Below are 18,480 nucleotides of genomic sequence, written 5' to 3'. Positions count from 1 at the left end.
GGGAAAAACTCTCTACCTGCACTTATAATCAAGAAATTACAGCACGCCATAAATACAGCAACCCTGCAATTCAGCCCGGAATCTCACGGCCTGTGGCACAAAGCCTGCGTGTCCGCAGGCTGAAATTCAGGCAAACAAAGCAGCCATGACCGAAGATTATCTGAAGAACTATCGCATACTCGGCATCCAGCCCGGGGCCAGCTGGAAGCAGCTGCGCCAAGCCTATAAAAAACTGGTCAATGTCTGGCATCCTGACCGTTTTCAGCAAAATGTACGCCAAAAAAAACAGGCCGAGGAAAAAACCAAGGAAATTACCCAGTCCTACAAGGAACTCGCGGATTATTACAAGAAGTTCGGTGCGCTGCCGCTGCCCCTTGAGGAACAACTACCACCGGTTATCGAAGATCGTGGTCGTCACGTTACGCCGGCAGAAGGTCCTCCTGCCGACATCCAGTTTCATGAGCCCGCTTCCGTGGCGCCTTCAGCCAGGACCCCAAAATTCCAACTGTCCAAGCGACGAGCCCGTGTCCTTGCCGCTCTGGCGCTCCTCGGATCCATCTACTTTATCTGGCAAATAGTCCCGTGGAGCCCCCAGGAATATCACCATTCGACGGAAGTAAACGACGACCCGGAGCCGAATAGCGGTCATGAAGAGTCTTCATCGGAAGAAATACCGGCTGAGAAGTATTTCAGAATCGGCTCCTCCCTGGGTGAGGTGTATGCCATCCAGGGTGTGCCCACAAAGACCGAGAATGATGTCTGGTACTACGGCAACTCAAAGGTCTACTTTGCCAAGGGTAAGGTATTTCACTGGGATGAAAACACCGACAATCCTCTGCAAGTCGATATTTTCCCTGGATTGGAAAAGGCCAACACAGGATTTTTTGGGCGTGGCTCTACAAAAGATGAGGTATTGGTCGCGCAGGGAAAGCCCGACCGTGATGCCGGAAGCGTATGGGATTACGGTCTCTCCCGGGTGTACTTCGAAAAAGATCGTGTGACGAGATGGCATGAGGCGCAGTACAACCCGCTCCGGGTCAGAAATTGACTCGCATCCAATCGACAGACTCAGCGAGCACCCTTGCCGAAAAGAATTACTTGCGCGGTCTGAAATAGAATAATCAGATCCAGGAACAAAGTATGGTTCTTCACGTAATAAAGATCGTATTGCAGTTTCTGCAGCGCATCTTCCACGGTGGCTCCATAGGGATAGCGTATCTGGGCCCACCCGGTGATGCCCGGTTTGACCGTGTGCCTTGATGGATAGTAGGAAATTTTCTTGGCGAGATCATCCACGAAGTAGGGCCTTTCCGGACGCGGTCCGACAAAACTCATATCGCCCCTGAATACATTGAAAACCTGTGGCAGCTCATCGATGCGCAATATTCGAATGATCCGCCCGACGCGTGTCACTCTGGCATCCTGCTTTTTCGCCCACTGTGGCACGCCATCGCGCTCGGCGTCCTGGCGCATGCTACGGAATTTCAGCACACGAAAAATGCGCCCAAGTTCGCCGACGCGTTCCTGGCGGTAAAAAATCGGGCTGCCGCTTTCCAGCCAGATCAGCAAGGTGGTCGCCAGCATCACGGGAAGCGTAAGCAACAATAATCCGCCACTTGCCGCGACATCAAATGTGCGCTTGGTAAGATCCTTGAAGGGACTCCGTTTGAATCCATCGGAAAAAATCATCCAACTTGGATTCAGCGATTCAACCTGAATCTGTCCCGTCTCACGCTCGTAGAAGGAAGGCAGATCAACGACCTCGATACCCGCCAATTTGCATTCCAGCAACTGATCCGCGGGCAATCCGCCGCCCCGCCGCTCACGCACACCTACAATGATTTCATCAATTTTGTACTTCTTGGCAACAGAAAGTATGGTGCCCTTGTCATGCAGTATCCGGGTCCGGTCGAGGCAACATTCCGAATTGGTGAGAGGCAAACACCCCACAAGATTAAATTTGCGGTGTCCCTGCTCGTCGCGCTCCAGCCCCTCGACTCTGGCGGAACGGCTGCCAGCGCCCAATAGCAATACGCGTCGGCGCATCGCGTCCAGCTTGAACAGCCGCACAAAAATCAGGCGGGCCAGCGCCGTGCCCACGAAGGCAAACAGAAACACCAAGGCAAAAGCACCACGACCAAGATGCAGTTTCGGGACGACATAGAAAATCAACAGCATTGCCACCAAACCGACGGCAAAGCTGGCGAAAAACCGGACGAGATAGCCCCATTGTCCCTCCACCCGGACATCGCGCTGATGCAACCCGAAAGCGGTCAGGATGCTGAGCATGACAGCGGTGAAAACCAGGGCGCGAGGGAAAATGGGGCCGATTAACCTGATGTCGCCGACATCTTCCCAGAGAAAACGCAGGGACGCGCCGGCGTACATGGAACCAAAGAGAACCGCTGCCTCGGTAACAGCCATGAGGAAAAGCGGCAACGGCACATAGTGCTTGAACAATCGAATCATAAGAGCGGCTCTGTCAATCCTTTACAAAGGCTCCGTTTAGCTGCGCTAACCTGGCGAACCTGTTCACTCTGTCGTGAACAATCCAATTCGGGTTTAACGCAAGGCCACCGTCATGCATGGCCTTAACTAAACTAACGGTTACTTAGCAGGATTTTGCAAGTACTGTGCCAGACACGTGAAAGTGCCTGTTTATTTTAAGATTCATGAAAACTCGTGTTATGAAAACAAAGGTGAAACAAACAAAAAGGGGCCAAAGGGGCCCCGTTTGCTGTCTGGCGCGCCCGGAGAGATTCGAACTCCCGACCCTCAGGTTCGTAGGGAGTAATTCTAATCGAGGTAACACACTAATGGATATGGCAAACTTCGGCAGTCGTTGTGCTACTCAACAATGAGCACGAAACAGCTAAGCCGCTGAACTTACGTCAAACCTATTGCCCGAATAGCACAAATGAAAAGAGCCACAGGAACCGCAGTACAGCCCGCCGGCCCCCTCGGCCAAGGGGGGCACTCGCTGGTCGGCGACGAAGTAAGGCGTGCAGTTAATTTGCACCGCGCCATCGTCCGCGATCCGGTTCGCTTCCTGCAACTAGGTAGCCGGTTACTCATAGACGAGTCCGGTCCCGAAAGCGGCACGGTGCGTATGTTGGTCGACACCGTATTCGGCACTTCTGCGGTCGTTTGCTTGCAATACTCGGGCTTCACGCCCGCCGTCGTTGTTGAGGGCCGCGTGGAGTGGCGGGCGCCACCGGAGGGGCAAGCCGTTATTGCTTACGAGTACGAAACCGAAAAGCTGTGGGTGCATTAACCTAAAAATAGCGGCCCTTTGACGCCTGCGGTTTTGCCCCTGCTTGGCGTCTACATGGTATGGGACAAGATACCAACGCGGAACAGCTCGACCGGCTGGCAAACGAACTCGAAACGCTCAGTTATGCCGTCGAGAACGCGGACACGTGCGCCCGGCGGCTACGCCTGGCGCGCAAGCTCGGGGAGCTGGCTGACAAACTGCTGACACTGGCGCTCGATATTCGGGAACCATCCACACCAGGCGGCCAAAACGGACCATGAACAACGCCGGAGATTTTCGCATGAATCAGGCAGCAATTACCAAACCCGCCACCGGCTCGAAGCTAGAGCACGTCCTGGCGCTCGCCGAGCGCGGCCTTTATGTGTTCCCGTGTGACGGCAAAACACCCCGGATCGACGCATGGCCCGAGAAGGCGACCCGGGATCCGAAGCAGATCAAAGCCTGGTGGTCTTGCCCTGTTACGGATTGGGGCCAGTCGCACAATGTAGGCGTTTGCACGACAAGATGGTGGGACGGGAAAACCGACCGATTCATGCTCGTGATCGACCTTGACCGGAAGAACGGAAAAGACGGGCTTGCCGAGCTGCGCAAGCTGGCGGAACCGCACGGCGGCATCCCCGAAACTCTGACCGCCAAAACGCCCAGCGGCGGGTTTCATCTGTTTTATACCAGCGGTCGACCGACAGCTAATAGCGCTTCCAAGCTGGCGCCGGGTGTAGACGTGCGCGGGCATCACGGTTACGTCGTCGCACCGGGCAGCACGACCGACCAAGGTGAGTACGTCTGGAAGAACTCCGCGCCGATCGCCGAGGCGCCGGCTTGGCTCGTCGAGCTGTGCAGCGCGCCGGCCGAGAAGAAAAAGCCGCGCCCAAGCGCAACGGTCGCGCATATCGACGCACCGCGGGCACGCAAGCGCGCGATCGAATACCTGACCGGCAGCGCGCTGCTGGCGGTCGAGGGCAGCGGCGGCGATCAAGTGGCATTCACCGTGGCCGCCCGGCTGAAGGATTTTGGCGTATCAGAAGCGGATGCCCTGGCGCTGCTGATCGAACACTGGAACGAACGATGCACGCCGCCGTGGCGGGACGATGATCTGGCCGTGAAGGTGGCAAACGCCTATCGGTACGGTAAAGAAACGCCGGGAGCGGCGGCGCCGGAGGTGCAATTCGAGCCGGTGGATCGGACCGAGAGCGACGGCGAGGATCTGCATCCATTCGCAAAATTAAACCGCGAGCATGCTTTTGTGATAATTAAGGGTCGATCCGCGATCTTGTGGGATACAACCGACGAACGTGGGCAACCGACCGTCGAAATACTCAGAAAAGAAGCGTTCCACGACAAGCACGCCGCCTGGCTCATGCAGACCGGCAAAAAAAGCGTGCCGGTCACACAGGAATGGATGCGCGACAAATCCCGCCGATCGTATTCAGGGATGCGCTTTATGCCAGGGCGCAAGGCGCCCGCAGGATACTACAACCTGTTCCGCGGCTTCGCTGTCGAACCGAAAAGCACCGGCTCGCCTCGCGCTCGCGCGGCGGTGGAAGCCTGGAAAGATCATCTCCGCGAGAACGTCGCCGGGGGCAACGATGAGCACGCCCGCTGGATTACAGGATGGTTCGGTCATCTACTACAGCGTCCTTACGACAAGCCTTTCGTGGCGCTCTGCCTGTACGGTGAGAAAGGGACGGGCAAGAACGCCCTTATCGAGCGCGTGTGTGATCTGCTGGGGGCGCACGCTATGGTCACGGCAGACGACCGCTATGTCGTCGGGAACTTTAATTCCCATTTGGAGCGGTGCTTGCTGCTGGGTCTGGATGAAACTTTTTGGGCCGGCGACCGACGCATGGAGGGAAAACTAAAAGCCCTCATTACGGGCCAGAAGCACATAATTGAATTAAAAAATTTCGAGCCTTACCCCGCCGAGAATTTGACCCGCGTGGTGATCTTGGGGAACGACGGGCACCTTGTGCCGGCCTCAGTCGATGAACGACGCTACTCCGTGTTTCACGTCGGCAACGGGCGCCGGCAGGACCGCGCCTTCTTTCAAGAGATGAAGGACGGCATGGCGGCGGACGGCGGCGAAGGCTACGGGCTGCTGCTGCGCTACCTGCTGGACTTCGATTTGAGTACGGTAGACGTGAACGCCGCGCCTAAAACAGCCGCTCTGCTGGATCAGAAACACGAGAGCCTGAAGCCGCTCGAATCTTGGTGGTATGAGTGTTTGTCCGAAGGGCAGATCGTCGGCAGCGACTTCGGCGGCGACTGGCCGCAGGAAGTCGAAACCGAGCGGTTTAGATCGGCGTTCCGACGTTATAGCAAGGATCGGAACATCCATTCATGGGCGCCAGACGGGCGCGCGTTCGGATGGTTGTTGAAACGCTGCGCGCCGGGAGCAGTTCGCGTGCAACGGCGCCGCGGCGACGAACTGATGCGGGTGTATACGTTGCCCGAGCTGGTGGAGTGCCGGGCCGCATGGAACCACTTCATCGGGGATGAGGTTGAGTGGCCGACGTAGCGCAGCCCAATTTGCCGCCCGCGAGATGTGTTGTATAGTTTCGCGCGAAAACCTCCGAGGGAACAGCCAGTGAGCAAAAAAGCGAAGCAGCAATACGCGGTAAGTGTAGAGCGCCTGTGGCGTCTCATGGGCGAAGGTACGCACCCGGACGCCGATTTGGCGTGGGACAGGGTGCAAGCAATCAAAAAATGCGGCCATACGGCCGCCGTTTACTACTGCTCGTTTAACGGCGGATTTTCAGTGTACGACGAAGATGATCCTCTGCAATTTAAAATCAGCCAATCAATTTCGTATCGCGCGAAACCGCTTCCCGGGTAGGCCGGCACAAGCAACAGCACTGTCGTCATTCACCGGAACGCAGCCGGCGGCGACATATCGAGCCGTTTTAGAACCCGCTGCAACTGCACGAGCTTCCAGCTTCCACCTCGTGGCGCCTGCACCTTGAGCGCGTTTAATTCATCGACCACGCGTCTCTGTGACATCCCTTGCGCCAAGAACGCCCGCAGGGTGGGGCGGAGCGTCTTTGCGAACTGTACCGCCTGCTGCCGGCGCTTCTTGTTGTCTATTCGCAAATTTGGGTTTCCGAGTTTCTTTCCCCGCGCCTTGGCCGCGGCAAGAGCGGCTTTCGTGCGTTCGCTGATGCGGTCCCGTTCATGCTCGGCGAATACTGCGTGTATGTGAAGCATAAACTTGTCAGCGAAAGGGAGATCAGCCGCAACAAAATCAACTTTTTGCTCCATAAGGCCGGCTAGGAACCGGACGTTCCTCGCCAAGCGGTCGAGTTTAGCGATGACGAGGGTGGCTTTGTGGCGCTTGGCGTAGTTGATCGCTTCGCGTAGGACCGGCCGACGATCCAGCGCGTTGGCGCCCTGCCCCGTCTCGATCTCAACGAATTCCTTGAGCAGTTCCCAGCGCCCGCCGTTCAGGTATTGCATGACGGCTTCCCGCTGGGCATCGAGGCCGAGCCCCGATTGGCCTTGCTTGGCCGTGCTCACGCGATAGTAAGCCACAAACTTTCGGTTTTTGGCGTCGATTCCGCTCAAGTCAGGATGCGCCGCTGCTTTTCCTGTGGGCGGGGTAGATATTTTCTGCCGAATTGTTTTCATTGTCGCTTTTTCCTTTGGGATATACGGTTAAAATCGGCGCCGCAGGGCGCGCGGTGCTGCTGAGGCGCGCCGGCTAGCAGATCAGGTAGCAAGTCAACAGCAACCAGAACACCAGGGAGGCCAGCGCCGCCAACAGCAAAGGGCGCCAGCTCTCGCCGCCGCGCCTCCCTTGTCTCTTATCTGCATCCGCCATGGATCGGTATCGTTAAACGGTTACAACGGTTACAGAACGGATACAGATTTTACGCTATAAATGCGGGTGTTTTTTGTAATTGTAACCGTGTTGCCGTTTTACCATGGCCTGCGCGAGTTGGCGCGGGGCAGATGGGCTGGCGGTGCTGACGACATACATATATTTACCTTAACTTTAATTTAAAAACGGTTACAACGGTTACAACGGTTACAGTGGCTTTAAACATAGCGGCAAACGCGTAACCGTTCTGTAACCGTGTTGCCGTTTTTCAATTCGCCTCCCCCTATGGTCACAAGCCAAAAACCGCCCTTTTAAATGCGTAGGTCAGTACCCCGCGCACGTGTTGCCGCTTCCGCATCGCGTTGTGAAATCGGCAACAGTTACGCCACGCCGAAGCGCACTGGCAATCAGCGCGCTTCGGGATAGCTAAACGGCTACTTGCAGGTATCCAAGCTGGCTGATCGCCTGGCGTACCCCCATCTTGCCCAGGCGTGCCGCGGATGCCCGCTGATCTGCCTGTATCTGTCTCAGACTGGCCGCCAGTTTGATGTTGCGGCTTGCCTTGCATATCCAGCCACAAGAGCGGAGTGCGGCCGGTTGCCCGTTTACTGTGTGCATATATCGGGTTTTCATGGTGTTTCCTCGTTATTGGTGGGCGGGATTGCCTACCGACTACAAATCTATACGTTCGTTTGTATGTTGTCAACACCGACCGTCGTGCCCTCGACCATCGTGCCCTCGACCGTCGTGCCCTCGACCATCGTGCCCTCGCTCCGTCGTCGATCGTGCCGGCGCATCTGGCGTCGAAAGCGAGCCCGCCCAGATCGACCGTCAAATATTTCCCAGGCAGGAAAGGTTAAAAAAGTCTGATTCTCAAATCGAGGGGGGTGGGGGGCCGATTGCGTCCGGTAACGTGAAGAGCCTAGGTCCCACATACGCATGTGTTCGCCCCGCGCGCAGCCCCTCCACTTCAAAAAGTTTTGTTTTCCTTTCGCGCGACCCGCTCCCCTTCGTAAATTTTGCGACCTGCGGCAAAAAGCACAACCGAAAACCCTTGAATGCAAATATTAATTTTTTAGAGCAACTGATTTTTTTAAGCCCACAAGCAACAACACTTTGCAACCTTATGCCAACGCGCACCCTTCAACCATGATTAGGGCGTCAACACACCGCACTGCGCGGAGGATACTCAATGGATGCAGGTACGGATTCGGCAGACGCGAGAGCATTCCACGATCACGACCGCCTGGTCAAATTTGACGAGTTGGAGCCGCTGTTCGGCATCGACGCCAGCTACGTGACAATTTTCCGGTGGGAGCAGCGTAAGAAATTTCCGAAACGCATTGCCTTGTCGCGCAACAAGATCGCCTGGCGACATTCGGATATCGCCCGGTGGCTGGCAGAGTTGGCGCCGGCAGCCCCTCGCCGGACATCAAAACGCACGCCTTCGGTTTCAGCCCCCGCCGTCGTCTAGTTATTGAGACAACGAAAGGAACCGACCCGATGGCAAAAATACGACCCGAACAGCCCACCCTTACCGGGCGGGTAATCAGCTTTATCAGCCGCACGCCTTCAACAACCGAAGCGCGCGCCCATATCACCACGACTCAGGAAAGCATCGGTAAGACCCGATCACAGCTCGACGAGGCACTGGCCGGCGAGGAACGCGCACTGCTGGCCCTTGCCGATGGCATGGTCGAGGCCGCCGAAGCACGCGACACGGCACGCCAGGATGCGCGGCGCCTCAAGGATGAGTTACGCGACCTCGAAATCGTGCTGGACCGCCAATCGCGGCGACTGGCCGACGCCCAAGCAGCGGAGAAACGTGCGGTCGATGCCGCAGTGTGGCGGCAGGTGGACGAGATCGCCGCTCGCCGGGAGCAAGCAGGCGCCCGCGCTGATGCGGCGCTGGTGGAACTGGCCGAGGCACTACGCGACATCGAGCACCAGACCGCGCTTTTGGCGGCGCTCATGGGGCCGGCAGTCCAGTATATCGGCCTCGATGCGATTCGGGGCAACTTGCGCGTGCTGCTGGGCGAAGCCGCCGATGGCTACAAAAGACATCTTACGACGCGGCCACTGGCTGAGATCACGGCAGACCAGCATGCCCTCGTGCGCGCGAATGTCCGACTTTGAGCAGATCGCGCGCGAGCACCGGCCGCGGCTCGTGCGAATCGCGCGGAGCATCGTTGGCGATGCGGCCGAGGACGTGGCACAAGTCGCGCTGCTGAAGGCGTGGCAAAAATACGACACGTTCAACGGGCAGAACCTGCAAGGCTGGATTAACACGATCATGCGAAACACGGCTTTTGATTACTTGCGGCACACGAAGCGCCGACCAGAAGGACATCTGGTGGACGTTGGCGCCGACGATGAAGGACATCCGCACGGCTGGCTTGAAAACATCTCCGACATGGAAGTCGGGCACGATTCAAATACGGATCATGCGCGTGACATCCTGCGCGCCTGCGATCAGTTAAGCGACAAACAACACGACGCGATCAAGCTGTGCGCAGCCGGGCGCAGCTTCCCCGAGATCGGCCGCGCGCTGGGCTGTAGCGCCGATGCCGCGCGCGATCGTGTATCACGCACCCGCAAGACCATACAGGAATTTTTGAATTGAACGACGCCAAAAATGATTTTCTCGCCTCACTCGATGACGACGAGCCGGCGGCAGCCGATGCCCCCACCTTGGCCGATATGCTCGGCCTAGACACGCCTGAATCTCTTGCGGTCGATCCGTTTGCCAATTTTTTCGAGCAACCCAGCGTGTCACAACCCGAACAGCCGCGCGAACTGGCCGCCCTGCCTGACCTGCTAGACGAGGATGTGCGGAAGGCGCTCGATGAACTGGACCCGCAGGAGTTTGCCTTCCTCTCAAGCTACATGGAGCACGGAGTGGCCGCTCGGGCGGCGCGTGCCGCTGGGTACGCATACGAAAACCCACTGGCGCGAAACAGGCGGTTACAGATCGCACTCGCGCACATTCGCCGAAGCCTTGCGACGAAACTGTCTTACGGAATCCGGGAGACATTCACCGAACTGAATGACGCGATGCAATTCTCGAAAGACAACAAGAGTCCTATTGGGCTCGTGCGGTGCATCGAGATTAAGTCAAAGATCGCCGGCCATCTTCAAGACCATAAAGTGTCCGGCGAAATTCGGCATAAGCACGAGCACACCATCACAGACACCCGCACCGACGACGAACTGCGCGCGCACGCGGCGCAACTGGCGCGCGACTTGGGCATGGATAAATCGAACGCGATCGACGCGGAAGTGATCGAGGTAAAGAAATGACGGACAGTAACGACAAGCTGCGCGAGTACCACGCTACGCTGTCCGAACTGGAACGGCGCCGGGCTCAGAATAAACTCGCCTATTATGCGCCGTACCCCAAGCAGCGGGACTTCCACACGCTGGGCGCGACGAAGCGTGAACGGCTGCTGCTGGGCGCCAACCAATCCGGCAAGACCTGGGCGAACGCGATGGAGCTGGCCGCGCACCTGACCGGCCGCTATCCCGAATGGTGGACCGGCCGCAAATTCGTGCGCCCGGTGCGCGCTTGGGCGGTGGGCATGACCGGCGAGTCAACGCGCGACACGCTGCAACGACTTCTGCTCGGCTCACTAGGGCAACAAGGCACCGGGTCAATCCCTGCCGATGCAATCCTTGAAGTAAACATGGGGCGAGGTATTGCCGATGCCGTTGATACGGTGCTCGTCCGCCACAGCAGCGGCGGCGTGTCCCAGCTCAGCTTCAAGTCACAGGAAAAAGGCCGCGAGAAGCTGCAAGGTGAAACCCTGGATGTTGTGGCTTGGGACGAAGAGCCCGACCTGGATGTGTATTCCGAATCAATGGCCCGCGTGGCCGCCACGGGCGGAATGGTTTACCTGACCGCGACACCGCTCAAGGGTATGACGGCTGTTATCCAGCGATTCATTTCCGAGCCCTCGCCTGATCGCGCGTATGTGCAGATGAGCCTGGAAGAGTCCGGCCATTTTACGCCCGAAGAACGGCAGCGCATTAGCGACGGATACCCCGAGCACGAACGCGAAGCACGCACCAAGGGCGTGCCCATGCTTGGCAGCGGTCGGGTGTTCCAGATTTCCGAGTCCGTCATAAAAGTCGATCCGATGGAAATCCCCTCTCATTGGGCCCGTATCGCCGGCATAGACCTCGGCTTCGATCATCCGAGTGCTGCGGCTTTCCTCGCGCACGATCGCGACACCGACACGATATACCTGTACGACGCTTGGAAAGCCCGCGGCATACCCGGCGCCTCAATCATGGTCACTATGGCGAGCGCCATTCGCGCCCGCGGCGAGACGATCCCGGTAGCGTGGCCGCACGATGCCGCCCGCCAGGATCCAACAAGCGGCGTGTCATTCGCCAAGCTATTCAAAAACGAAGGGCTGAACATGCTGGAAGAGCACGCAACCTTCGAGGCGGGCGGCTACAGCACGGAAGCCGGCGTCCAACTCATGGCGAACCGTTTCCACAACGGCACGCTGCGGGTTTTCAGCCATCTCGAACCGTTCTTCGAAGAGTTTCGGGTGTATCACCGCAAGGACGGGCTGATCGTAAAAGAGAATGACGACCTGCTGTCCGCCCTGCGCATCGGCTTGATGATGATCCGGCACGCCAAGACCGACGTTGGCCCCGGCGGCAAGCGGAAGCGCCGCGAGCCCTTCATGGCGGTCGGGATCGGCGATTCGCCGATATACGACAACCCCTCGTCTACGTCTGCATCTTTCGATCTGCCAAGACGTTTCCCTGGGAATCCAGAAGCCGAAATGCGATACGCCCAGATTCACGGCGACCGGCCGCGACGGGTGCCGCGCATAGCGACGGAGGATTAAAAAATGCAAGAGGAACACCAAACGGCTACTTCTGACCCGACGCGGTTATATCAAGCCGTGGCGCGTGCCCGCTTTCTGATCCGCCGAGGCGAGACTGCGACGGGCGCCGCGATCGATATTGGAGCGAAGGCTTTCGACGTTGACGAGCGTCTTGTTGCCGAACACACCATACGAGCGGAACGCGAGTGCGGAGCAGCGCGCGAGCTAAGGTGGCTTGAGCGCCAGCGCCGCCGTGCGACATTGGAAGGTGACGAAAGCTCCATGATTCCCAGCTCCTTGGCAATGTTTGACTACGTGTGAACAAGGGGGATATCGAGGTGCCGGGTATGGTCGAGATCGTTGGCCCTGCGCCGTCTGAGGCGGTCGATTTCGACGACGGCGACACCGCCGTGCCATTTGGATGCCAGTACGTCGTCCGATCAACGAGGCGCACCGGCCTGGTGTTCTGCAATGCACCGGCAGCACGACGCGGGAGCTATTGCAGCCAGCACCGCGCCAAGGTTTACCGACATACAAAAGTGAATGAGGAAACAAAGCAATGACCGAGAACGCCAGCCCTTCACAAATTTTAATGACGCCTCCCGAAGCAGCGCCGGCAGCAGCAACAGCGGCGCCCGCGCCCGATCCGGTCCCCGACCTGGCCGCCGTGAGTGAGGCCGATTTCAAATCGCAGATGAGTGATGGCGGCCTGAATCCCGATCAACTGAAATTCCTGGTTACAAACGAAGCGCAAGCCGGCAGGCTCACACAAACACAAGCTGACGAAATGCTGAAGGCGGATGGCGTGGACAGTGCCGCGCCCGCCGAGCTTGGCTTCGAACCCGCGCGGCCGGAGCATTACATTTTTCCCAAGCCGGCCGGCGAGATGACACCCAAAGACCGCCAAGCTGACATGCAGCTTCGCAACTGGCTGGCCGGCGCCAAGTTCCCGCGCGATGTCGGATCGAGCCTTGCGGCGGAAGCGCGCAAGGTGATCGACGCGCATTCCAAAATGGACGACAACCAAAAAGAATTCTACAAGCGCGATCAGGCATTCAAGCTGCAAAGCCTGTGGAAGGATAAATTCAGCGAACGCATGAACTTGGCGCGGCAATTGCTGACCGAGCTGGACGCAAAACAGCCAGGTATTCTCGACTTCATAGATCAATCCGGGCTTGGAAACAGCGCCATGATAATCAATCTGGTTTCAGCGCAGGCGGAACGCTTGTCCATGCGCAAAAGAAAGGAGTGATGATATGGGCGCAACGGCAGGCATAATGCTTTTTGCGGGCGCCGGGATGCAGGCGGTGGGGTCCATTGCGTCCGCGAAGGCTAAATCGCAGGCGGCGGATTTCAATAGAGACATCTCGCTTCAGAATTCTGAAATTGCCAAGCAGCAGACGAAGGCCGACGTCATCAGCCTGCGTAAGAAACAGTACCAGCAGCTCGGAGCGATCCGCGCTGCTGTGGGCGCTTCTGGCGTGACAATGGAGGGATCGCCACTTGAGGTGTTGGAGGAATCGGTAATTGAGTCCACCTTGGACCTTCAAAGGGCCGAATATGCCGGTACGTTGCGGGAGCGCGGTTACGCGACTGATGCCTTGCTTTACGGGGCTGAAGGTAAGACGGCTAAGACCTCGGGGTACTTCGGCGCCGCAAGCAGTTTGCTCATGGGTGGCGCCCGGGCGTATGACTACGGCCGGCCTGTACCCATTGCCAGCCGGTACGATGACGGCCCGGGTGGATTCGATTAATGGCGTGCGTTAGGAGGAAAAACAAATGACTGATGAATCAGATCGTACCCGGCCAATGACCGAACCTGCCGTCATCGAACCGTGGGAAATACCCCAAGCTGCGCCAGCTAGGGGCGTCGTCGAGCCTTGGGACGTAGCGCAGCGGGTGCAAATGCTCGAACAGCCGCACGTCAACGCGCCGGGCGGCATTCTCAACTCTATCATCGCCAATCTGCAAGCCAGCTCCGGCGGGCTCATGGTGCGCGGTAAAGCCCCCGACACAGTGATGTCCGAAGATGCTGCATGGTACGAACGTGCTTTCGGAACTGCGGCCGGCCTGGTCGGCGATATTCCGGGAATACTTGTCGGGGGAGCAATAGGCGGTGGCCCAGCTTCTCCCGTTACAGCAGCCGCCGGTGCATTCGCCGTGCCTTCCGCTATCCGTGAAGCCCTGATGACGGCTTACGAAGGCGGGGCGGTTGATACCTGGGAAGAGGTTTGGGAAATCACCAAGGCCGGAGTAATCGGTGGCGGTAAAGGCGCCGTCATTGGCGCGGCTACCGGTGGCGCGGGCAAGTTTGTCCGTGGCCTCGGCGGGGGCGTAGTCGCCCGAACCGGCGCGGAAGTCACGGCGCTGGTCGGGACCGGCAGCGCGCTCGAAGGTCGGATGCCGACCGCACAGGATTTTCTGGACGCCGCGATCGTGGTGGGTGGGCTGCACGGAGTAGCGGCTACGGTTGGCCGCATACGCAACATCTACGCCAAGACCGGCATCCCGCCCGAGCAGGTGGCGATGGACGCGATGAAGGATCCGGCGTTGAAAGCGGAACTGGCGAAATCGGGAGAAGTACCAACAAAGTATCAGGAACTGGCCGCCGCCGAAAACGCCAAGGCCGCGGTCCCCGAATTGCAAGACCGTGCGACGGCGGTGAAGTTCATGGAGAAACCCTTCATCGAACCAAAGGACTTGCAGAGCGAAATCACGCTGCCGAAGTTCGATTACATCAACAACCCGGCCGAGCTGCAATCGGCCGTGGCGCGCACGATCGAACTGTACGGGGACAAAATTCAGGCGCAGCGCCGTGGCACGGTGTCGCACGAACAGTCTCTGCTGGAAGCGAAACAGAAACTGGCCGACATATTGGGGACAACCGGCGAACGGTTGCCTGGAACGGCCGGCAACCAAGCGGAAATTATGGCGCGAGCGTTCATCGCCGAGCGCGCTTACGTCGACCTGATGCAAAAAGGAAAAGCCATTTCCGAGTTAGGCGCCAACGCGACAGGGGAGCAGGTCACGCAGTTCCTGGCGCAGACCGAGCGCACCGCCATGATCTTCTCGGAGTTCATGGGCGTGCGCGCGGAAGCCGGCCGGGCGCTGGAAATGCTGAAGTCCACCTCCAAGCTGACGAAGAAGCTGGAACAGATGACGGAGGTCATCGAGTCCTACGGCGGGCGCGAGCGCATCACCGAGTTTGCTCGCGTTGCGAGCGAGGCTGATAGCCCGGCCGCCGCGGGCAGGGCGGCCAGAAAATACAGCGACCCGACCGTGTTGGAAAAGGTCATCGAGGCGTGGAAGGCCAGCATCCTGTCTGGACCCACCACCCACATGGCGAACCTCACCGGCAACATCAGCAGCCTCAGTATGACCATCCCTGAACGGGCGCTGGCAGGGTTTATTGGTCGCGTCCGCGGTTCCGCGGCTGGGGAACGCGTAGAACTCGTCGAGACGCACGCGCTTATAACCGGTATGTCGCGCGGTGTGATGGACGGATTAAAAATGGCGCGGGAAGTGCTGGCTGGGCGCGAACCGTTGAGCGAAAAGGTCGATGTGAAACGCCCGCAGGGGGCGATCAAGGGCACGGCGGGTAAAGTCATCCGCACGCCGTTCCGGGCGCTATCCGCCGAAGATGTGTTTTTCCGCACGATGGCTGAGCGCGGGGAGATGTACGCACTCGCGGTGCGTCAAGCGTACAAAGAAAAATTAGCGCCTCAGACACGCGAGTTCAACACCCGCGTCGAAGACCTGGTGCAGAACCCCACGGAGAAAATGCTGGAAACCTCCCTTGCGGCCGGCGACAAAGCCGTGTTCACCAACAAGCTCGGAAAGATGGGTGTCGCTTTACAGCGGATGACGCGCGGCACACCGCTGGAATTCGTCATGCCGTTCATTCGTACCCCCGTCAACCTCGTTAAGTGGGCAGCGGAACGCATTCCCGGCGTGAACCTGCTGATGGAAAGCGCGCGCAGCGATCTGGCTGGCAAGAACGGCAAGGTGGCGCAAGACCTGGCGATCGCGCGCACCATTGTCGGGGGCGTGGTGGCGACAATCGTCGTCGCTGCGGTAAAAGATGGGGGCATAACGGGGGGAGGCATCTCCGACCCGGACAAGCGCCGCGCCATGATGGCCGCCGGTTGGCAGCCATACAGTATCAAGATTGGCGACAGTTACTACAGTTACGAACGCCTGGACCCGCTCGGGTTGATGGTCGGCGCTGCCGCGGACATGGCTGAGATCACGCTGGCGGCCAACGAAGATTCCAGTAAAATCGATATGTACGGCACGATCGTCGCCGCTATCGGCAACGCGACCATTTCTAAAACCTACCTCTCCGGGTTGTCGAACTTGGTCAGCGCCGTCACCGATCCGCAACGATACGGCGGGCGGTTCCTCGACCAGTATGCGGCCTCACTCATCCCGGCCGCGCTCGGTCAAACAGCCGCGGCGATGGATCCGCATACACGCGAGATTAATTCTATTTTTGATGCCATCCAGGGCCGCATCCCGATCTGGCGCGAGCAACTGTTGCCAAAAAGGAATCTGTTGACCGGGCAGCCCGTCGAACCCGAGAGGTTATTCCCGATGGCCCCGGTGGCGGTCACGCGCGAGTCCAAGGACAAAGTATTAACCGAGGCGGCGCGAATGGGTATCCGCCTGCCGATCGCGCCGAAGAAAGTCCACGTCGGCCGCGGCACCGGCAAGATCGGGGACGTGGAGATCACGCCGGAAGCCCGCAACGCCTACACGCAGAAGCAAGGCGAGTTTGCGCACGACCTGCTGGCCCGTATCGTGGGCAGCGAAGGTTGGGACCGCATACCGGACATCGTGAAAGAAGGCATTTACTCGAAGGTTTTACGAGGCGCGAGGCAGCAAGCCGCCCTAGTGGCCCTGCCGCCGGAAGCGCGAGCAGTGGAAATACAGCGGATCGCCAACGAAATGGCGGCGCAGTTAACCCGCTGACACGATAATGTTTTTGACCACCGACGAAATGCGCGACCTGACCGGACGAGTGCGACACGGCGCACAAACACGCTGGCTGCGCGCTAACGGATTCGAGGCGCTGCGGGACGCCGATGGGCGCCCGCTTGTGCTCCGTGCCGCTGTTGAGGTTAGAATGGGTGCCACCCTGCCCTTCTCCACTCGCTCGCGCGGGGCCGAACCTAACTGGGATACGCTGAATGTCACGGCCGAGACGATCCGAAAATAAAGGACTGCCCGCCCGCTGGCGCCACTATCACGGCGCCTACTATTACCAAGTTCCCCCCGGAATGGAAAACCGATGGGAGGGGAAAAAGCAATTCAAACTCGGAAGCACGCTACCGGAAGCCTACCGGGCATGGGCGGCCAGGCTACAGGCCGCCGATACGAAGCTGCGAACGATCGACGACCTGCTGGACCGCTACTCGCTTGAAGTCGTGCCCGCGAAGGCGCCGAGGACGCAAGCCGCCAACAGCGAAGCGATCCGTCGTTTGAAGGCTGTTTTTGGCGGCGTGCCGGTTATCGACTTCAAACCGATTCACGCGTACCAATATCGGGACAAGCGCGGCAAGCTAGCACCAACATCCGCAAACCGCGAACTGGAAGTTTTGAGCCACGCCTTCACTAAGGCGATTGAGTGGGGTGCGCGAGAAACGCACCCTATGATCGAAGGGAAGTTCCGTAAAATACCGACCCCGCCACGCATGCGATACGTGGAGGACGACGAGATCGTCAAGGCGTTATCCCTCAAGCCGCGCCGCAAGCGCGGCAGCGTGCTGGCGGTGCAGGCTTACATGCGCGTCAAGCTGTTGACTGGGCTACGCCGTGGCGATCTGCTGCGCCTTCGTATCGGCGACCTGCAAGCAGACGGCATCCATGTGCAGCCGCACAAAACCGCGCAAACCACGGGGAAGCGCCTGATTATAGAATGGACGCAGGCTCTACAGGATGCCGTGGATGAAGCGAAATCGGCACGCCCGGTGCATATCGCACCGTGGCTGTTCTGCAACGCTGACGGCGAATGCTATGTGAAGGACAACGGCACCGCGAACGGCTGGGATAGCATGTGGCAGCGGTTCATGGATCGCGTAATAAAGGAAACAGGTCTTGAGCAGCGGTTCACGGAACACGACCTGAGGGCTAAGTGCGCCTCCGATGCCGACACCCTGGCGCACGCGCAGCAACTACTCGCGCACGCCAGCAGCGCCACAACAAACAGGATTTACCGGCGGAAACCGGAGCGAGTAAAACCACTGCGCTGAATAGCACAAACGGCTTTTAATAGCACAATGCCTATTTTCGACACCGCGAAAACATCTTAAAAATGGCGCGCCCGGAGAGATTCGAACTCCCGACCCTCAGGTTCGTAGCCTGATACTCTATCCAGCTGAGCTACGGGCGCATGGGCCGCGGATTATACTGAACAGTGAGGGGATGAAAAAGGCAATATTTGAAGAAAACACTGGCGGAGAGAGAGGGATTCGAACCCTCGATGGGATTTTGTCCCATACGCCCTTAGCAGGGGCGCGCCTTCGGCCACTCGGCCATCTCTCCTTGCAAGC

Annotated in this window: 20 protein-coding genes and 2 tRNA genes; 17 read left to right on the top strand and 5 right to left on the bottom strand. The window is 58.7% G+C overall.

Annotation, left to right across the window (positions count from 1 at the left end; all coding sequences use genetic code 11):
• Window positions 1–145 precede the first annotated feature (145 nt).
• Window positions 146–1,048 carry a DnaJ domain-containing protein gene (locus tag NUV55_RS04845; RefSeq protein ID WP_296670870.1) on the top strand — a complete coding sequence of 301 codons (903 nt, stop codon included), beginning with the start codon at window positions 146–148 and terminating at the stop codon, window positions 1,046–1,048.
• Between the two features lie 20 nt (window positions 1,049–1,068).
• Here the strand turns inward: NUV55_RS04845 and NUV55_RS04840 are convergent, their stop codons facing one another.
• Complete coding sequence (locus tag NUV55_RS04840; RefSeq protein ID WP_296670868.1) at window positions 1,069–2,469, bottom strand: TIGR03013 family XrtA/PEP-CTERM system glycosyltransferase; 1,401 nt, start codon at window positions 2,467–2,469, stop codon at window positions 1,069–1,071.
• Window positions 2,470–2,917: 448 nt separating this feature from the next.
• Here NUV55_RS04840 and NUV55_RS04835 point away from each other — a divergent pair, with 448 nt between their 5' ends.
• From NUV55_RS04835 to NUV55_RS04820, 4 genes are all read left to right on the top strand, one after another.
• On the top strand, window positions 2,918–3,274 hold the full coding sequence (locus tag NUV55_RS04835; RefSeq protein WP_296670866.1) for a hypothetical protein: 357 nt from the start codon (window positions 2,918–2,920) through the stop codon (window positions 3,272–3,274).
• A gap of 59 nt (window positions 3,275–3,333) precedes the next feature.
• Window positions 3,334–3,534, top strand: a complete 201-nt coding sequence (locus NUV55_RS04830) for a hypothetical protein (RefSeq protein WP_296670865.1) — start codon at window positions 3,334–3,336, stop codon at window positions 3,532–3,534.
• A 20-nt stretch (window positions 3,535–3,554) separates the two neighbouring features.
• On the top strand, window positions 3,555–5,789 hold the full coding sequence (locus NUV55_RS04825) for a bifunctional DNA primase/polymerase (RefSeq protein WP_296670863.1): 2,235 nt from the start codon (window positions 3,555–3,557) through the stop codon (window positions 5,787–5,789).
• 69 nt (window positions 5,790–5,858) lie between these two features.
• On the top strand, window positions 5,859–6,107 hold the full coding sequence (locus NUV55_RS04820; protein ID WP_296670861.1) for a hypothetical protein: 249 nt from the start codon (window positions 5,859–5,861) through the stop codon (window positions 6,105–6,107).
• A gap of 29 nt (window positions 6,108–6,136) precedes the next feature.
• Here NUV55_RS04820 and NUV55_RS04815 read toward each other — a convergent pair whose 3' ends face one another.
• A complete protein-coding gene (locus NUV55_RS04815; protein ID WP_296670859.1) occupies window positions 6,137–6,895 on the bottom strand; it encodes a recombinase family protein in 759 nt (252 codons plus the stop codon).
• A gap of 619 nt (window positions 6,896–7,514) precedes the next feature.
• Window positions 7,515–7,721, bottom strand: coding sequence for a hypothetical protein (locus NUV55_RS04810; RefSeq protein ID WP_296670857.1), 207 nt, complete (start codon window positions 7,719–7,721; stop codon window positions 7,515–7,517).
• Between the two features lie 559 nt (window positions 7,722–8,280).
• Between NUV55_RS04810 and NUV55_RS04805 the strand changes: the two genes are divergently transcribed.
• Genes NUV55_RS04805 through NUV55_RS04750 form a run of 12 tightly spaced genes read left to right on the top strand, consistent with a single transcriptional unit; the run spans window position 8,281 to window position 18,180 of the window.
• Window positions 8,281–8,562 carry an AlpA family transcriptional regulator gene (locus NUV55_RS04805; protein WP_296670855.1) on the top strand — a complete coding sequence of 94 codons (282 nt, stop codon included), beginning with the start codon at window positions 8,281–8,283 and terminating at the stop codon, window positions 8,560–8,562.
• Complete coding sequence (locus NUV55_RS04800) at window positions 8,481–9,224, top strand: hypothetical protein (RefSeq protein WP_296670853.1); 744 nt, start codon at window positions 8,481–8,483, stop codon at window positions 9,222–9,224. The genes NUV55_RS04805 and NUV55_RS04800 overlap by 82 nt, the downstream gene beginning before the upstream one ends.
• Window positions 9,211–9,711: a sigma-70 family RNA polymerase sigma factor gene (locus NUV55_RS04795; RefSeq protein ID WP_296670851.1), complete on the top strand. Its 501-nt coding sequence runs from the start codon at window positions 9,211–9,213 to the stop codon at window positions 9,709–9,711. Before NUV55_RS04800 ends, NUV55_RS04795 begins: the two co-directional genes overlap by 14 nt.
• The gene (locus NUV55_RS04790; protein ID WP_296670850.1) at window positions 9,708–10,388 is read left to right on the top strand and encodes a hypothetical protein; all 681 of its coding nucleotides are present in this window, start codon (window positions 9,708–9,710) and stop codon (window positions 10,386–10,388) included. Before NUV55_RS04795 ends, NUV55_RS04790 begins: the two co-directional genes overlap by 4 nt.
• Window positions 10,385–11,950 carry a terminase family protein gene (locus NUV55_RS04785; protein WP_296670848.1) on the top strand — a complete coding sequence of 522 codons (1,566 nt, stop codon included), beginning with the start codon at window positions 10,385–10,387 and terminating at the stop codon, window positions 11,948–11,950. Before NUV55_RS04790 ends, NUV55_RS04785 begins: the two co-directional genes overlap by 4 nt.
• A 3-nt stretch (window positions 11,951–11,953) precedes the next feature.
• Window positions 11,954–12,250 carry a hypothetical protein gene (locus tag NUV55_RS04780; RefSeq protein WP_296670846.1) on the top strand — a complete coding sequence of 99 codons (297 nt, stop codon included), beginning with the start codon at window positions 11,954–11,956 and terminating at the stop codon, window positions 12,248–12,250.
• Complete coding sequence (locus tag NUV55_RS04775; RefSeq protein ID WP_296670845.1) at window positions 12,247–12,492, top strand: hypothetical protein; 246 nt, start codon at window positions 12,247–12,249, stop codon at window positions 12,490–12,492. The genes NUV55_RS04780 and NUV55_RS04775 overlap by 4 nt, the downstream gene beginning before the upstream one ends.
• Window positions 12,489–13,181, top strand: coding sequence for a hypothetical protein (locus tag NUV55_RS04770; RefSeq protein ID WP_296670844.1), 693 nt, complete (start codon window positions 12,489–12,491; stop codon window positions 13,179–13,181). The genes NUV55_RS04775 and NUV55_RS04770 overlap by 4 nt, the downstream gene beginning before the upstream one ends.
• 4 nt (window positions 13,182–13,185) lie before the next feature.
• Window positions 13,186–13,683: a hypothetical protein gene (locus NUV55_RS04765; RefSeq protein WP_296670842.1), complete on the top strand. Its 498-nt coding sequence runs from the start codon at window positions 13,186–13,188 to the stop codon at window positions 13,681–13,683.
• Between the two features lie 25 nt (window positions 13,684–13,708).
• A complete protein-coding gene (locus NUV55_RS04760; protein WP_296670841.1) occupies window positions 13,709–16,900 on the top strand; it encodes a hypothetical protein in 3,192 nt (1,063 codons plus the stop codon).
• Window positions 16,901–16,907: 7 nt separating this feature from the next.
• Complete coding sequence (locus NUV55_RS04755) at window positions 16,908–17,147, top strand: DUF4224 domain-containing protein (protein WP_296670839.1); 240 nt, start codon at window positions 16,908–16,910, stop codon at window positions 17,145–17,147.
• Entirely contained in the window at window positions 17,119–18,180 is a 1,062-nt protein-coding gene (locus NUV55_RS04750; RefSeq protein ID WP_296670837.1) for a tyrosine-type recombinase/integrase, read from the top strand. Before NUV55_RS04755 ends, NUV55_RS04750 begins: the two co-directional genes overlap by 29 nt.
• Before the next feature lie 63 nt (window positions 18,181–18,243).
• On the opposite strand, the gene NUV55_RS04745 is transcribed toward NUV55_RS04750, so the two are convergent.
• Together NUV55_RS04745 and NUV55_RS04740 are read right to left on the bottom strand one after the other, a co-directional pair.
• Window positions 18,244–18,320: transfer RNA gene (locus tag NUV55_RS04745), tRNA-Arg, on the bottom strand.
• Between the two features lie 61 nt (window positions 18,321–18,381).
• Window positions 18,382–18,472: transfer RNA gene (locus tag NUV55_RS04740), tRNA-Ser, on the bottom strand.
• Between the last annotated feature and the right edge of the window lie 8 nt (window positions 18,473–18,480).

Origin of the sequence: Sulfuricaulis sp., assembly GCF_024653915.1 — a bacterium.
Lineage (GTDB): Bacteria > Pseudomonadota > Gammaproteobacteria > Acidiferrobacterales > Sulfurifustaceae > Sulfuricaulis.
This window is presented reverse-complemented; position numbering and strand designations above follow the sequence as displayed.

What these genes read in the sequence shown, in the direction of transcription:
- NUV55_RS04815 (WP_296670859.1), bottom strand. Translation starts at nt 6,895, where the DNA reads ATGAAAACAATTCGGCAGAAAATATCTACCCCGCCCACAGGAAAAGCA.
- NUV55_RS04810 (WP_296670857.1), bottom strand. Translation starts at nt 7,721, where the DNA reads ATGAAAACCCGATATATGCACACAGTAAACGGGCAACCGGCCGCACTC.
- NUV55_RS04770 (WP_296670844.1), top strand. Translation starts at nt 12,489, where the DNA reads ATGACCGAGAACGCCAGCCCTTCACAAATTTTAATGACGCCTCCCGAA.
- NUV55_RS04750 (WP_296670837.1), top strand. Translation starts at nt 17,119, where the DNA reads ATGTCACGGCCGAGACGATCCGAAAATAAAGGACTGCCCGCCCGCTGG.
- NUV55_RS04785 (WP_296670848.1), top strand. Translation starts at nt 10,385, where the DNA reads ATGACGGACAGTAACGACAAGCTGCGCGAGTACCACGCTACGCTGTCC.
- NUV55_RS04755 (WP_296670839.1), top strand. Translation starts at nt 16,908, where the DNA reads ATGTTTTTGACCACCGACGAAATGCGCGACCTGACCGGACGAGTGCGA.
- NUV55_RS04840 (WP_296670868.1), bottom strand. Translation starts at nt 2,469, where the DNA reads ATGATTCGATTGTTCAAGCACTATGTGCCGTTGCCGCTTTTCCTCATG.
- NUV55_RS04780 (WP_296670846.1), top strand. Translation starts at nt 11,954, where the DNA reads ATGCAAGAGGAACACCAAACGGCTACTTCTGACCCGACGCGGTTATAT.
- NUV55_RS04835 (WP_296670866.1), top strand. Translation starts at nt 2,918, where the DNA reads ATGAAAAGAGCCACAGGAACCGCAGTACAGCCCGCCGGCCCCCTCGGC.
- NUV55_RS04830 (WP_296670865.1), top strand. Translation starts at nt 3,334, where the DNA reads ATGGGACAAGATACCAACGCGGAACAGCTCGACCGGCTGGCAAACGAA.
- NUV55_RS04765 (WP_296670842.1), top strand. Translation starts at nt 13,186, where the DNA reads ATGGGCGCAACGGCAGGCATAATGCTTTTTGCGGGCGCCGGGATGCAG.
- NUV55_RS04795 (WP_296670851.1), top strand. Translation starts at nt 9,211, where the DNA reads ATGTCCGACTTTGAGCAGATCGCGCGCGAGCACCGGCCGCGGCTCGTG.
- NUV55_RS04760 (WP_296670841.1), top strand. Translation starts at nt 13,709, where the DNA reads ATGACTGATGAATCAGATCGTACCCGGCCAATGACCGAACCTGCCGTC.
- NUV55_RS04805 (WP_296670855.1), top strand. Translation starts at nt 8,281, where the DNA reads ATGGATGCAGGTACGGATTCGGCAGACGCGAGAGCATTCCACGATCAC.
- NUV55_RS04845 (WP_296670870.1), top strand. Translation starts at nt 146, where the DNA reads ATGACCGAAGATTATCTGAAGAACTATCGCATACTCGGCATCCAGCCC.
- NUV55_RS04825 (WP_296670863.1), top strand. Translation starts at nt 3,555, where the DNA reads ATGAATCAGGCAGCAATTACCAAACCCGCCACCGGCTCGAAGCTAGAG.